This is a genomic window from Pseudoalteromonas thalassia (genome assembly GCF_049257215.1).
GTDB lineage: Bacteria > Pseudomonadota > Gammaproteobacteria > Enterobacterales > Alteromonadaceae > Pseudoalteromonas > Pseudoalteromonas lipolytica_C.
In genome coordinates, this window is the sequence record NZ_JBMMUE010000005.1 from 172,778 (window position 1) to 186,237 (window position 13,460).

Genomic DNA, 13,460 nt, shown 5'->3' on the forward strand with positions numbered 1-13,460 from the left:
GCGAGCCCAAAACATTGATATCGGGCTTGAAGCGCCGATTATAATCTTTTTTTTAGTTTGATTCAGTAGTTGCAACACTTTTTATCGTATTTAGTCGCACGCCTAAAATGAATAAGGCTGCAAAATATACAAAAACCGCCAACACTAATAACCCGCCCAACAACAACACTTGCTCAGTAAAGTGCCAAGCTTGCCATATAAATTGCTGGCCTACGTACCACACAGACGCAGCCATTAATAAACTTGAAAACAAACACTTAAAGGTAAAACCAAGGCTCATCGCAGAAAACTGATAGACCCCTTCTTTACGTAATTGATGATACAACAAATAAGCATTACAACTAGCCGACATTGATGTGGCCAAAGCCAGACCTAAATAACCAATAAATGGTGCCAACATAATGTTAAATACCATGTTTAAAACCAGAGTTTTAATACCAATTTTAACGGGGGTTTTTGTATCTTGACGCGAATAAAAGCCTGGTGCTAACACTTTGATTAGCATAAAACTAACTAATCCCACTGAATAAGCCATCACACCATAGCTCACCGCTTGGACATGATCAATTTCACCGTCCTGAAACGCACCGTGGTCAAATAAAACCGTAATAATAAGCGGGCTAATTACCATTAAACCAAACATGGCAGGCAAGCCTAAGAAAATTACAAACCTTACCCCCCAATCAAGGGTCAGCTGAAAATCTTTTGTACTTTTTGTGCTATGTAATTTTGACAATGCAGGCAATATGACCGTTGCGATACCAATACCAAATAAGCCTAGAGGAAACTCAATCAATCGGTCTGAGTAATAAAGCCAAGCGATAGAGCCTGTCATTAACATAGAGGCAATCATGGTATCGAGTAACAAGTTTATTTGGCTTATCGAAACGCCAAACAAGGCAGGTAGCATGAGCTTTCTAACTTTTTTGACGTTTTCATCTTGCCACCCCCATTTAGGGCGGCTCAGCATGCGGGCACGATACAAAAACGGCAACTGGAACAGTAACTGAACTAGACCACCCACAAATACGCCGATGGCAAGCGCATACGCCCCCACCGAAAACTTATCATGTAGAAAAATAGCGCAAGTAATAATTGATACGTTTAAAAGTACGGGTGTAAAAGCGGCAACGGCAAAGCGATTATATACGTTCATAACCGCACCGCTGAGGGCTACCAGACTAACAAAAAATAAATACGGGAAAGTCAGTTTTAGCAGCGCACTAGCAAGAACGAACTTTTCGGCATTTTCGCCGCCTTGCCACCAATCAATAAACCAGCCAGTACCAAATAATGCAGCAATGACAGGCGAGGCAACCACACCAAATAGAGTAACCGCTAATAAAATGGTACCCAAAGTACCGGCAGCTTGAGCAACAAACAACCTGACCTTATCATCGCCTTGCTGTTCTTTTATCTCAGATAGAACAGGTACAAATGCTTGTGCAAAAGCGCCTTCTGCAAATAAGCGACGTAAAAAATTAGGAATTCGATTGGCAAACAAAAACACATCCGCTGCGGCACTTGCACCCAGTAAATTAGCCACTACAGCATCTCGCACCAATCCTAAAATACGCGAAATCATTGTCATAGCACTGACTATCATTCCGGAACGAAATAATCCTTTTGCCACCTTAAACCCGTTATCAAAAATCTTATAAGATGGGCGATTATGCCTAAAATATCTTTAAAGCACTAGGCTCGAACCCGACCCTTTGTTACAATAGCGATATTAACTGCTAAAGCGGCAAATTGATGTTCGTTATAAGGAGCAGTTTTTCTTGAGATGTCAAAATTTCGTTGACATTCATGATAAAAACAGGCATATTCCACGGCCTTTAAATTAAGCTTATTTTAAGATTGTTAGGAGCAAACCTTGGCTAACATCAAGTCTGCAAAAAAACGCGCTATTACGAGCGAAAAAAATCGTCAACATAACGCAAGCCGTCGTTCAATGATGCGCACTTACTTCAAAAAAGTAGTTGCTGCAATTGAAGCGGGCGACAAAGAAGCTGCACAAGCGGCATTCGCTGTTGCAACACCTATCCTAGACCGTTACGCAACTAAAGGTCTAATCCACAAGAACAAAGCAGCTCGTCATAAGAGCCGTTTAGCAGCTAAAATCAAAGCGCTATAATTTGTTTTTGATGAGTATAAAAAAACCGGCTTTTGCCGGTTTTTTTTTATCTTAATGTTTTTCAGATAACTGCTATGCAATCTCTAAATCGGGGTAAAACTTTTTCAGCATTGCCGCGATCTTCTTTGGGGTAAAAGGCTTTACAACGAAACCTTTGGCGCCCTTTTCAATCGCTTCTTTAACATTTTCCACTGTTGAATGTGCAGACACCATAACAACATTTGCTTCAGGTGAAATATCATTTATCTGTGAGATGATTTCCTTACCGTCACCATCAGGTAGTTCAATATCTAAAAAGATAATATTAAACTCCTTCTCTTTGCACGCGCTTAAACACTGCGCTGCTGTGGATGCCTCTCGAACATTATCGATACCTAGGTGCATAAGCGTTTGGTTTAAAAAGCTACGCACAGTGCCAACATCGTCCACGATAAGAATTGAAAGCTGCGTGTCCATACTATTCCTCTAATCTTTAAAGATAACACTTATTGCTAATACAATATTAACTTAAATAAATAATTTACGCTTTGAATTTGACTATTATATCAAAAACTTCGTTATAATCTCATTATAGAGAGCTATATATAAAAGGCCAGATAAGCTTTATGTCTAATAAAATAAAAAAACAATCTTTGCTTGGTAAAACGCCTGAACGAAAAAAACCAACACAAGCAAAGCGACAAAGACCAGTAAACCAACAACAAGCACGCGAACAAGTCGCGCAACAAAGCATTCCTGAAATCGAGCTTAAAAAAAGTAAATCACGTTGGTATACACTCGCAGCGGTTGTATTAATTCTACTAATTACACCAAAACCTATTTTAATCACCTATGAAAAGCTTGGTATGGTATCTCAGAGTGTGTTCTGGCCAGGCATTTTTGGCTATGGAGCAAACTTATTTGATTCAACCCTCAGTCCCCGTGCAGACCTAAGTCGTAACGTTATTTATCTTTGCCAAGATAAGCGTAAACCAGACACTTGCCAGAAGTACCGTGTGACAGATAAAAGTGGTTTCTTCGCAGCAATGAAAAAACTAACAATAGATTAAAAAAACTAATCTGAAAATTAAAAATTACTTGGTTGAAAGCTGTGTAAAAGATCACCATAATGGCGCTCCTTTTTCAACACAGATATGAATTGATACGACCATGGTAAACGAGCTAGATTGGCTTTTAAACTTAACGCTACTTGCCCTAGGATTAGGTGCATTTTTTATTAACCAGCTGACATTACTACGTTTTGCAGCGATCAGCGCGTGTAGTTTATTGTTTCTATCATTTAGCTTAGATCTAATGTCGTCAAGCGTTATCTCGAACATGAGCTTAGTGTTGATCAATACATTTTATTTATTCAAGGTCTATACATTTGGCCAACTGAATATCAATCAAGGTTAATCTTCTCCTAAGATAAATTGATAGAATAGGCTATCCCATCTATCATCTTTTCTGCCCAAGCAGCATTCTGTTTGGGCTTTTTTTTGCTTACAAGATGACTGAACTGAGATACCATATTAGACGTATATAAATAATTTGGAGGTGCACTGTGTCATTTAACGACTTCGACTTATTTCTTTCGTCAATGGAAGACGTAAAACCTCTTAAGCATGACACTGTTCAATTTGATTCCACGAAACAAGGCCCTTCACTTGCGCAACAAGAAAAACGTAAAGCAGCTGAGTGTGATTTAGCAATTGATGAAAACTATTTACGCAGTGAGTTTGTTGAGCTGTTAGATCCCCATGCCATATTGGCATTTAAAAAAGATGGTGTACAAGGCCAAGTATATAAAAATCTGCGTTTAGCTAAATATCAACTTGATGCCACGCTTGATTTGCATGGTCAGCCTCTTCAACGAGCTCGCAGCACGCTTTTAAATTTTATTGATGACTGCCACAAACGAAATATTCGTGTCGTGCTTATACGCCACGGCATTGGTATCAAAAATAAATCACAACCAGGTATTTTAAAAAGCTATACCAATAAGTGGCTGCAAGAAATTCCAGCAGTTTTAGCGTTTCATAGTGCCCTTAAGCACCATGGTGGTAGCGGTGCAACGTATGTGATGATTAAAAAGTCAGACGAGAAGAAACACGAGAACAGAGAAATCCATTCAAAAAGAAGTTAATAGAAAAAGCGATTGAAGTGCAGCTTTAAAACATGCTGCACATACTTACTGAGATTGGTTGGTTATGATTGGCTAACTTCAGCGGCCTGAGCTGGCTGCTCCGATGCATTAGCTTGATTAAACCATGCTGAAACACCAAGAACGATAACTGACACTACGACTAGACTAAATTTAGCTCCACCTTGATTAGATTTCATAACGCCTCTTTTTAATTGTTGTTTTTTTATTGAGCAACAACAGAATAACAAAGTTACAGATGTTAACAAGGTGTTTATTAAACTAATTTGTAATTTGTCAATAACCTTTTGTTCTATCAATCTGATTCATTAGGTTTTTACCTTCAATTAGTCTCTTTACATTATCTGAAATTTGCAAAGTAACTGACTCTATATCTGACAATGCAGCACAGTGTGGGGTTAATGTCACTTTGTCATGAGACCAATAAGGGTGTGTTTTAGGCAAAGGCTCTTCGCTAAACACATCTAGCGTAGCGCCACGTAATTGCTCGTTATCAAGTGCCTCGAGTAAATCTTCATCAACAACATGTTTGCCTCTAGCAACATTAATTAGTACCGTGTGGCTTTGCAGTTTGCTAATGAGTGATTTATTAATAATGCCCTGAGTGTGCTGATTAAGTGGTAGCAAGCAAACGAGATAATCAATTTGACCAAGCATGTCATCTAATCCATGCTGTGTGTAATACGTGTCCACCTCAGAATCATGTTTTTCACTATTAGACCAAGCGCTCACTTTAAAGCCATTTGCAAGTAAGCGCTTAGCACAAGCTTTGCCTAGTTCACCATAACCTAAAATACCCACATGTTGCTGTGAATACGCTCGCTTTGGCTTCCAACTGCCGGCTGATTGTTTTAAATAATACTCTTTAAGCCTAAGCTTGTGTGCCAATACATGGGTCAACACATACTCTGCCATATCATTAGCCAGGTTATCATCAACAATTCTAACAACGGGAACATGTGCAGCTATCTTCGTTAAATCAATGCTATCAACACCCGCACCAAAAGAAGAAACGGCTTTTAAATTTAATAACTTAGGCCATAAATCAGTGGGCGCATTCCAAGCAAGCACAAATTCAACCGCTTCGTAATCAGTACACTCTGACCAAAGCTGTACCTTGACCTCTGGTAATAAAGCTTGCAGCTTAGCAATTAATTGGCTGCAATCTCGGCCTGTTATAGCCACAAGTAAAATCATTGTCTTCTCCATTTTGCCTCGTACTCAAAGCGCTCATTAAAAAGTCACACAACTGCAACCTAACTGTCACAGCAAACTCTTAACCTAATTTCATCGCTAAATGCGCTTAAGATTGAGGTGTGTATGATCAGTGTTGATAAAGTAATAGAAGCAAATTTACCACAGTTAGAAAATTCACCAAAAGTAAAAGGCTTAGTAAAAAAAGGCCTGGGTTATTTATTACATGAGCAAGAGTTTGTTGCCTTTGGTGATGCATACCCACACTTACAAGGACTTGAATTTGTAGAGCAGGTGCTCGAAGAGCTAGACTTTGACACACGCTACAAGCCAAAGCAAATGGAGCATATTCCTAGTGAAGGCAATATTATTATTGTGGCAAACCATCCTATTGGTTCACTCGATGCGCTGGCGCTAATAAAAGTCTTATCAACTGTGCGCCCTGACTTAAAGGTTGTTGCAAACCGCATGCTAATGTCTATCACCCCAATGCACTCGTTGCTACTTCCCGTTGATAACCTCTCTGGTACGAGTAAAAAGAAAGAACTTGCTAATATCCAACAGCACTTAAAATCAGACGGTGCGTTATTAATTTTCCCTGCAGGTGAGGTATCGCGCTTAAGTCCAACGGGAATTAAAGACTGTAAATGGAACAGTGGTTTTTTACGTATGGCAAAAAAAGCTAACGCGCCTATTTTACCTATTTACATCAAAGCGAAAAACAGCCCGCTATTTTACGGCACCTCAATGATTTATAAACCATTAGCCAGTTTGTTATTGGTCAAAGAGATGTTTAAACAACGACAAAAATCATTAGAGTTTGAAATTGGTGCATCTATCCCACCTGAGTCATATTTAATCGAGAATTTAAAAGATAAAGAAATAGCTCAGCTGATAAGAAAGCAACTGTATCGACTTATCACTAAAAAACCTCTGCCGTTAAAAACACAAACCCCCATAGCCAGCCCAGAAGCGACTAAAGACCTTAAAAAAGCCATTGAGGAGTGTGAATTATTAGGTGAAACCTCTGATGGAATGAAAATTTACTTATATCAATACTGTGGAAGCTCGCCGATTTTTCGTGAGCTAGGCCGACTTCGTGAAATTGCGTTTCGCGCAGTCGGTGAAGGCAGTGGTAAACGCCGAGATATAGATAAATACGACATGGATTATCAACACCTTGTACTATGGGATGCCAAACAACTTGAACTAGTTGGCGCATATCGACTTGCCTGCGCACAAGACATAATAGAAAAACATGGCCGCAAAGGTTTATATACCGATAGCCTATTTAGCTACAGCGATGATATGGCACCGTATTTAGAAAAAGGTATAGAGCTTGGCCGAAGCTTCGTGCAACCCAAATACTGGGGCAGAAAGAGCCTAGATTATTTGTGGTTTGGCATCGGCGCATTCGTTAACCGTTACCCGCAATACCGCTATTTGTTTGGCGCGGTTAGTGTGTCAAATGCACTACCCGAGCAAGCTAAATCGCTACTAGTTCATTATTACCAACATTATTATGGCGCTAAACAAGTGTTAGCCATCCCAAACAATGAATATCGTCATACAGAATCACAAAAAGCACAATGTGCTCAGTTATTTTCTGGTAATGATATTAAAGAGGACTTTGTTGAACTTAAACATGTGCTTGCCAATATCGGCGCACAGGTCCCAACCCTATTCAAACAATACACTGAACTTTGCGAGCCAGGCGGCGTACAGTTTTTAAGTTTTAGCATCGACCCTGAGTTTAATAATTGCATTGATGGATTAGTGCTTGTCGACTTAGATAAAGTAAAAGCCAGTAAAGCCAAAAGGTATTTGGGACAGACACGCTAATAGTCATTAAAAAATAAGTCGGCATGTTCGCCGACTTTTTCTTTTTTAACTAAATATATTTCTAAGCGCAGCTAAATATATTTGCTCAATAGTTTTTAAGTCTACTATGGGTACGTGTTCATTAACTTGATGAATAGTATGGTTTCGCACGCCACATTCAATCACTTGTGTGTGCTCATTGGCAAAAAAACGACCATCGGATGTGCCACCACTTGTACTAAGCATTGGAAAGCTGCCAGTTACTTCGTGCACAGCTTGTTCAAGCTGCTGCAACAAGCAATTACTTGCTTGATGCAGGGTATAAAATGATTCACACGGACGCTCCCAAACAAGCGTTAGCTGCGATGCTAAATCAGCCAATGCAAATTGAATTTCTTCTTTAACATCTTTGCTTTTATAGCCATGACTATAACGCACGTTAAAGGTGAGCTCACACTGAGCAGGAACAAGGTTATCGACCACATTGGCAATATTAATTCCGGTTACTTGCAGTGTTGTTGCCGAGCTAGCTTCATCTTTGTGCCAGCTAATTGCCATTAAGCGCTTTACAACCTCGGCACTTAAATGTGCTGCGTTTATGGTGTTTTCTGGATAGGCAACATGCCCTGCTTTACCTTGAATAGATAATCGTGCAGACAGCGCACCCCGCCTGCCATTTTTTATGGTATCACCCACATGCTGATGGCTTGTTGGCTCGCCTACTAAGCAACCATCAAGCACAACACCTTGTTTGGCAAGACGTTCAGCAATCAGTAAAGAGCCGTATTCAGCCTCGCCCTCTTCATCTGAGGTAATTAACCAGTAAAATGTGCCGCGTTTATTGTTATTTTGCGCTAAAAACCGTTTGGTTGCGCAAAGCATAGCGGCAACGCCGCCTTTCATATCTGCTGCGCCACGGCCATAGACACTGCCATCCACTATCTCGCCACTAAATGGATCAACTCGCCAATCACCTTGCGCTGCAGGTACCACATCAATATGACCAGAAAAAGCAACGATAGGGCCTTCTCCAAAAGTGATTTTAGCAATTAAATTAGTAACATGATTAAAACTAAATACCTCACAATCAAAGCCTAGCTGGCTTAAGTTACTTACGAGCCAGTCAATTGCCCCAGCTTGCTCGGGCGTTACCGATTTAAATCGGATCAAGGTTTGTAATGTTTCTACCACCTCAGATTGCACTGATAGGTGTGTTGCTAACTCTGCATTTGATATCAAACTCATAATAACCCTAGTTATGTAGAAAGCTTGGGTTATTACAACGAGAGTTTATGACCGCAATGTGAAGCTTAAATTAATGATTTCCTTCTTCAATGAGGGTTTCTTGGGTCACCTTAGCAATGTCTTTGTCTTCTTTGGTTAATTGTGTTCGTTGCCAACGACCTGCTGCGAACCATAAATAAGTAATAATTGCCACAAGTACATTAGTAATAGCAAACGAATACCATATGCCCTGTGGCCCCAGTGAGGTATGTTTAGACAAAATATACGCCGCTGGAAATTGAATAACACATTGCGAGAGCAGTGACACAATCATCGCATTGAGCATGTTTCCTGAAGCCCTAAATGCAGCAACAACACAAAGCTGCACGCCTATTCCGCCCCAAGTTAAGCACATGACGCGAATGAACTCTGCGCCACCAGCGATCACAGACTCATCATCAGGAATGAAAAAAGCCACCAAGTATTCAGCAAATACATAAGCTAAAATGCCCGCTAATGTCAGGCCTAGCAGCCCCCAAAGCGCGGCTAAACGTGTTATTTGTGCTGCACGCTGTGGGTTTCCTGCTCCCATGTTTTGACCTACCAAGGTAGAAACAGCCATTGAAAGACCCATTGCCGGGATCATCACCATTTGCAAAATATTAGAGCCAACACCATAAGAGGCAATGGTGTGCGTACCAAAGCTAGCAACCAAAAACGACATAATAATTAACCCAAAGGCTCTTGCAGAGAGTTCAACCGAGCCAGGAGCCCCTAAAAAGAGCGCTTGTTTCATATATTGCCAATCTGGTTTGAAGCTAGAGAGTTTAAGTTGAATGCCGTGACGGCCTCGCAAAAATACCCAAACGCCAATTAATGCCGCTAAACTTTGCGTAATGAGAGTGGCTAATGCCGCCCCCATTACGCCAAAACCAGAGAAATCACCAAATCCAAAAATCAGTAAAGGGTCGAGCACAAAATTGAGTAAAACAGTACCGCTAACAATATACAGTGGCACCTTAGTTTGCCCGATGCCACGCATTAAGGCCTGAAACATGGCATAAATAAACACAAACACAACACCAATGAAAGACACATGCATAAACTTAAGCGCATCACCAAACACTTGCTCTTCAACACCTAATAAAGTCAAAAAGTAAGGCGATAACACATAACCTATTAAACCAAGTATGGTTGCGGTAATTGTCACCATTAACATGGTTTGAGCAGCAACATGATTTACCTTATCTTGCTGGCCAGCTCCCATATATTGAGCAGATAAAATGGCTCCCGCCATTGCCAACCCAGAGCCAATAGCAATCACTAAAAAAGTAACCGGCATACTGACAGAAACGGCAGCTACTTGCTCTGCCCCCAAGCGCCCTACCCAAAAAGCATCAGTTAACTGATAAGCAGACTGCAAAATATTAATTAAGATGATCGGGATACCTAATTTAAGTAACGCTTTTGAAATCGAGCCATGAAGAAATAAATGCTGGGGAGCAGCCATGAAAAACACCTAATAAACTAATAACATCGTTAGTTTAACAGCCGCAACTGAATATAAAGTCAATGAGAGTCAATCTTTTTTCGCTGTACCCGTTTAAAAACTTAATCTAAATCAATAAATGGCTTCACTTAGTTCAAACATTTTTGAAACTTTGATCTAGAACAGGTTTTGTCCCCTCCAACTTAGTAATAATAGCCTCAACCAAATAAGACAAGTAGTTCGCGGAGAACAGCATGAAAACCAAATTAAGCATTGCATTACTTACTTCACTATTAGCACTCTCTCCTGTTGCAAACGCAAACTTAAGCGTGAACGTGGGTGCTATTAACGTAAACCCTGACAACGATAGCTCAAAAATCAATGAAGCTCCGGCACTAGGCTTACGCGCAGATGATGACACGCAATTAGGTATTACTATAGATTATGCACTAGACGATAACTGGGTGCTTGAGTTAGTTGCTGCAACGCCATTTAGTCATGATGTTCAAGGTGCTGGAGGCTTAGCTGGTAATAAGATTGCTAAAATTAAACACTTACCACCAACTTTCCTAGCACAATATCACTTTTTTGATGCAACCTATAAATTCCGTCCATTTGTAGGTGTAGGCGTAAACTATACAGTTTTCTTTGATGAAGAGCCTTCATCTGCACTAAAAGCAACATTAGGTACTGACGATGTAGAAGTCAAACTAGACGACTCATTTGGCTTTGCAGCTCAAGCTGGTTTCAACTACATGATGAGTGAAAACTGGGGTCTACATGGCATGGTTTCACTTATTGATATCGATACAGATGCAACTGTATATGCTGGCGGCTCAAAAGCATTAACATCAACTGTAGAAATTGACCCTGTCGTTGCTATGTTTGGTATTAAATACAAATTCTAACTTTCATTTTGTGAAAGCCCATACGCACAAAAAGGCCATTAAATGGCCTTTTTCATCTGTTCCCACTCTAGAAAAACCTGCAACACGAACTTGATTCTCGCTCAGGTTCAACCAACTAATCAATTTAGACTACACTATAAAAATAACCCATTTCTTTTTATTGGTTTTTATTTTTTGTTTATTTAACCGTTACTTATTTTACTGTTTTTCATTGCAATATCTGAATTTTCAGAGCCAAAGACGTGTTGTTCCTATTTGCTCGCGATTATAAAATGGTTGTAATAATTTTGACCTATCTAAAATAAATTAGGTGGCAGCTCGAGGTGTTAATTGAAAGTAATTGTCAATTCGTTAGTGTTGATTCTTTGCACAGCTCTAATCTCGTGCAAAGTAAAAGATCCTAGTGAAGATAAACCGCAACAACAAAAGCAAGATACAATTAGTGATCGTGAAGCGCTAATTGCGGGCACCGCTGACATCGTATTTACTATTACCAATGAAAATCAAACACCTCTTAACAATGTGAGCGTTGACGTTGCAGGTCAAGAGTACCTATCCGATGAAAATGGACGTGTTTCTATTAGCAACCTCTCTTTTGGTAATCACGCTGTTTTTATTGCACAATCAGGTTATTTCCCAAAGGCAGGTATTTTAGTAAACCAACCTAACTCTGTAACCTCACACATCCAATTAGAAACACAATCAGCAAATTCAAAAAGCTTGTTATTTGCTGGTGATACAATGTTTGGTCGACGCTTCCTAGACCCCAAATTAGAGACAATGGGCACATCTGTACCTAATGTTAACACTGCGCTCATTCGTCCTGACTCAGCACGCGAAGATAGTATCGCCATAACCACAGAAGTTGCAGCGCTCTTTAAAGCTGCTGACTTTTCATCGGTTAATCTTGAGTCACCTATTACGACGATGCCAACAACAGTTCATCCGACTAAAGAATTCAGCTTTTTCTCTTTGCCTGAATCACTGCAAAGCCTAACTGAAATTGGTATTGATTATGTTGGCCTTGGTAATAATCACATCTATGACTATTTGCAGAATGGTCTTGAAGATACACTCCTTGAAGTGTCAAATGCAGGGTTCCTTAATAGCGGCGCGGGTTTAAGTGAAACTGACGCTTTTAAAACTGTCGAGCATAACCTTGATAATGTTAATTTAGTGCTCTTTGCTGCAACTTCAATTACCGGAAAAGAACATCAATATACCTACGTTGCTGACACCAATAAAGGTGGGGCTGCTGATTTAACAAATTCAGCGGCAGTCAAAGCTGCACTTGAACAATTAGATCCTACTGACTTTGTCATTGCACAAATGCATGGTGGTGATGAATACTCGTATACTCCATCACCTTATATAGGTAGCCGATTTGAAGTTCTTTCTTCACAAAATACTGATCTACTAATTGGCCATCACCCACACATTGCCCAAGGCTTTGCTGTATTTAATGAAATACCAGCCATATTGGGCTTGGGTAACTTTGTATTTGACCAACCCAGACTTGATACCTTATTAGGCCTTGCAGTTATGCTGGACCTTGATACGCAAAGCCAAAAAATCACTCGTGGTTTTGCTTATCCTATTTATTTAGAAGACTATAAACCTCGATTCACCACTGGTTTTTTAAGTCACTATTTATTGAGAAGAATCGCCGAACTTTCTGATGACAATATTACACTTGTTCCCCGAGAAAGCTACGCTGAAATATATTTTGCTGCAAATCAGGCAACAAAAAATACTCAGCAAGTGACTATCAACATTGATGCCACCACTGACATCATAGACTTGAGACAATATTCACCATCATCTGCTGCTTACGTTTCATCCATAGACGTTAATAGTGGCTCTTTAGATACGCTTTTAGTGGGCCGAGATATTATGGTCTTTGGCGATTTTGAAGATTGGGATAACGACGCAGACACCTTTGAAGTAAGTCGATGGGATCATAGCAGTGAAAGTGTGTTGCCTTGCACTGATAAGCCGTTCAATGGTTTGCAAGCTCTGTGCTCAACCCGTGATAAGTTTGACAACACTCCCTCTATTATTCCATTTAGACACACTATGCGGGTTATGGAGTTAACCGACGAAACAGGTGCACTAGAGCTAAGTAAAGACTTTTCGTTACTGACCTATTTGCAATCTGAAAATGGTGGTCAGCTTGAGGCCTTGCTTACTTATACAACAGAAATTGATGACCTTACCTTCGCAGAAAACCAAATTCCCGTTAGCGAAGGAGGTAATCAACCATGGCATGTTTTTAGCCATGACTTTAGTTTACCTTCTGATGAGTTAACACTTGGGCCTAAAAAATTACCCCCTCGTGGCGTAAAGCTACAATTTAGGCACTATCCACCCAATACAGGAGAAGCGATCACGCGTCTAGATGATGTCGCAATGATCAGCTGGCAACAAAGTATCAACCTAGAAAACGGACAATGGAAGACCGATAAAATGCACGGTTTTGACTTTTTAAAAGTCAATTCAAGTAGTGAAGTGAGCTTAACGCTTACATTCACTGTACTTGATTAA

At 40.1% G+C, this 13,460-nt stretch carries 13 protein-coding genes; 7 read left to right on the top strand and 6 right to left on the bottom strand.

From position 1 onward, the window contains the following. Window positions 1-52: 52 nt before the first annotated feature. Window positions 53-1,633: a murein biosynthesis integral membrane protein MurJ gene (murJ, locus tag AAEU31_RS08550; RefSeq protein WP_281546493.1), complete on the bottom strand. Its 1,581-nt coding sequence runs from the start codon at window positions 1,631-1,633 to the stop codon at window positions 53-55. A gap of 243 nt (window positions 1,634-1,876) precedes the next feature. Here murJ and rpsT point away from each other — a divergent pair, with 243 nt between their 5' ends. Beyond that, window positions 1,877-2,137 carry a 30S ribosomal protein S20 gene (gene rpsT, locus AAEU31_RS08555; RefSeq protein ID WP_036967030.1) on the top strand — a complete coding sequence of 87 codons (261 nt, stop codon included), beginning with the start codon at window positions 1,877-1,879 and terminating at the stop codon, window positions 2,135-2,137. A gap of 72 nt (window positions 2,138-2,209) precedes the next feature. On the opposite strand, the gene AAEU31_RS08560 is transcribed toward rpsT, so the two are convergent. Next, a complete protein-coding gene (locus AAEU31_RS08560; RefSeq protein ID WP_135925605.1) occupies window positions 2,210-2,593 on the bottom strand; it encodes a response regulator in 384 nt (127 codons plus the stop codon). Between the two features lie 149 nt (window positions 2,594-2,742). On the opposite strand from AAEU31_RS08560, the gene AAEU31_RS08565 reads away from it, so the two are divergent. From AAEU31_RS08565 to smrA, 3 genes are all read left to right on the top strand, one after another. After that, window positions 2,743-3,186 carry a hypothetical protein gene (locus tag AAEU31_RS08565; protein WP_421966983.1) on the top strand — a complete coding sequence of 148 codons (444 nt, stop codon included), beginning with the start codon at window positions 2,743-2,745 and terminating at the stop codon, window positions 3,184-3,186. 100 nt (window positions 3,187-3,286) lie between these two features. After that, window positions 3,287-3,532, top strand: a complete 246-nt coding sequence (locus tag AAEU31_RS08570; protein WP_135925610.1) for a hypothetical protein — start codon at window positions 3,287-3,289, stop codon at window positions 3,530-3,532. A gap of 148 nt (window positions 3,533-3,680) precedes the next feature. Further along, on the top strand, window positions 3,681-4,262 hold the full coding sequence (gene smrA, locus AAEU31_RS08575; RefSeq protein ID WP_199526988.1) for a DNA endonuclease SmrA: 582 nt from the start codon (window positions 3,681-3,683) through the stop codon (window positions 4,260-4,262). A gap of 62 nt (window positions 4,263-4,324) precedes the next feature. Here smrA and AAEU31_RS08580 read toward each other — a convergent pair whose 3' ends face one another. Both AAEU31_RS08580 and AAEU31_RS08585 read right to left on the bottom strand, forming a co-directional pair. Then, window positions 4,325-4,459 carry a hypothetical protein gene (locus AAEU31_RS08580; RefSeq protein WP_421966984.1) on the bottom strand — a complete coding sequence of 45 codons (135 nt, stop codon included), beginning with the start codon at window positions 4,457-4,459 and terminating at the stop codon, window positions 4,325-4,327. Window positions 4,460-4,556: 97 nt separating this feature from the next. After that, entirely contained in the window at window positions 4,557-5,477 is a 921-nt protein-coding gene (locus tag AAEU31_RS08585) for a 2-hydroxyacid dehydrogenase (protein ID WP_421966985.1), read from the bottom strand. Between the two features lie 123 nt (window positions 5,478-5,600). Here AAEU31_RS08585 and olsF point away from each other — a divergent pair, with 123 nt between their 5' ends. Beyond that, window positions 5,601-7,316, top strand: coding sequence for a bifunctional ornithine lipid synthase OlsF (gene olsF, locus AAEU31_RS08590; protein WP_135925617.1), 1,716 nt, complete (start codon window positions 5,601-5,603; stop codon window positions 7,314-7,316). 45 nt (window positions 7,317-7,361) lie between these two features. Here the strand turns inward: olsF and dapE are convergent, their stop codons facing one another. Both dapE and AAEU31_RS08600 read right to left on the bottom strand, forming a co-directional pair. Beyond that, a complete protein-coding gene (gene dapE, locus AAEU31_RS08595; RefSeq protein WP_421966986.1) occupies window positions 7,362-8,540 on the bottom strand; it encodes a succinyl-diaminopimelate desuccinylase in 1,179 nt (392 codons plus the stop codon). A 70-nt stretch (window positions 8,541-8,610) separates the two neighbouring features. Further along, a complete protein-coding gene (locus tag AAEU31_RS08600) occupies window positions 8,611-10,029 on the bottom strand; it encodes an MATE family efflux transporter (RefSeq protein WP_421966987.1) in 1,419 nt (472 codons plus the stop codon). A gap of 233 nt (window positions 10,030-10,262) precedes the next feature. Here AAEU31_RS08600 and AAEU31_RS08605 point away from each other — a divergent pair, with 233 nt between their 5' ends. Next, window positions 10,263-10,916: an OmpW/AlkL family protein gene (locus AAEU31_RS08605; protein WP_421966988.1), complete on the top strand. Its 654-nt coding sequence runs from the start codon at window positions 10,263-10,265 to the stop codon at window positions 10,914-10,916. Between the two features lie 330 nt (window positions 10,917-11,246). Then, window positions 11,247-13,460 carry a CapA family protein gene (locus AAEU31_RS08610; protein ID WP_421966989.1) on the top strand — a complete coding sequence of 738 codons (2,214 nt, stop codon included), beginning with the start codon at window positions 11,247-11,249 and terminating at the stop codon, window positions 13,458-13,460.

Coding starts and splice junctions, on each gene's coding strand:
- AAEU31_RS08600 (WP_421966987.1), bottom strand. CDS start 10,029: ATGGCTGCTCCCCAGCATTTATTTCTTCATGGCTCGATTTCAAAAGCG.
- AAEU31_RS08605 (WP_421966988.1), top strand. CDS start 10,263: ATGAAAACCAAATTAAGCATTGCATTACTTACTTCACTATTAGCACTC.
- AAEU31_RS08570 (WP_135925610.1), top strand. CDS start 3,287: ATGGTAAACGAGCTAGATTGGCTTTTAAACTTAACGCTACTTGCCCTA.
- AAEU31_RS08580 (WP_421966984.1), bottom strand. CDS start 4,459: ATGAAATCTAATCAAGGTGGAGCTAAATTTAGTCTAGTCGTAGTGTCA.
- AAEU31_RS08585 (WP_421966985.1), bottom strand. CDS start 5,477: ATGATTTTACTTGTGGCTATAACAGGCCGAGATTGCAGCCAATTAATT.
- olsF (WP_135925617.1), top strand. CDS start 5,601: ATGATCAGTGTTGATAAAGTAATAGAAGCAAATTTACCACAGTTAGAA.
- dapE (WP_421966986.1), bottom strand. CDS start 8,540: ATGAGTTTGATATCAAATGCAGAGTTAGCAACACACCTATCAGTGCAA.
- AAEU31_RS08560 (WP_135925605.1), bottom strand. CDS start 2,593: ATGGACACGCAGCTTTCAATTCTTATCGTGGACGATGTTGGCACTGTG.
- AAEU31_RS08565 (WP_421966983.1), top strand. CDS start 2,743: ATGTCTAATAAAATAAAAAAACAATCTTTGCTTGGTAAAACGCCTGAA.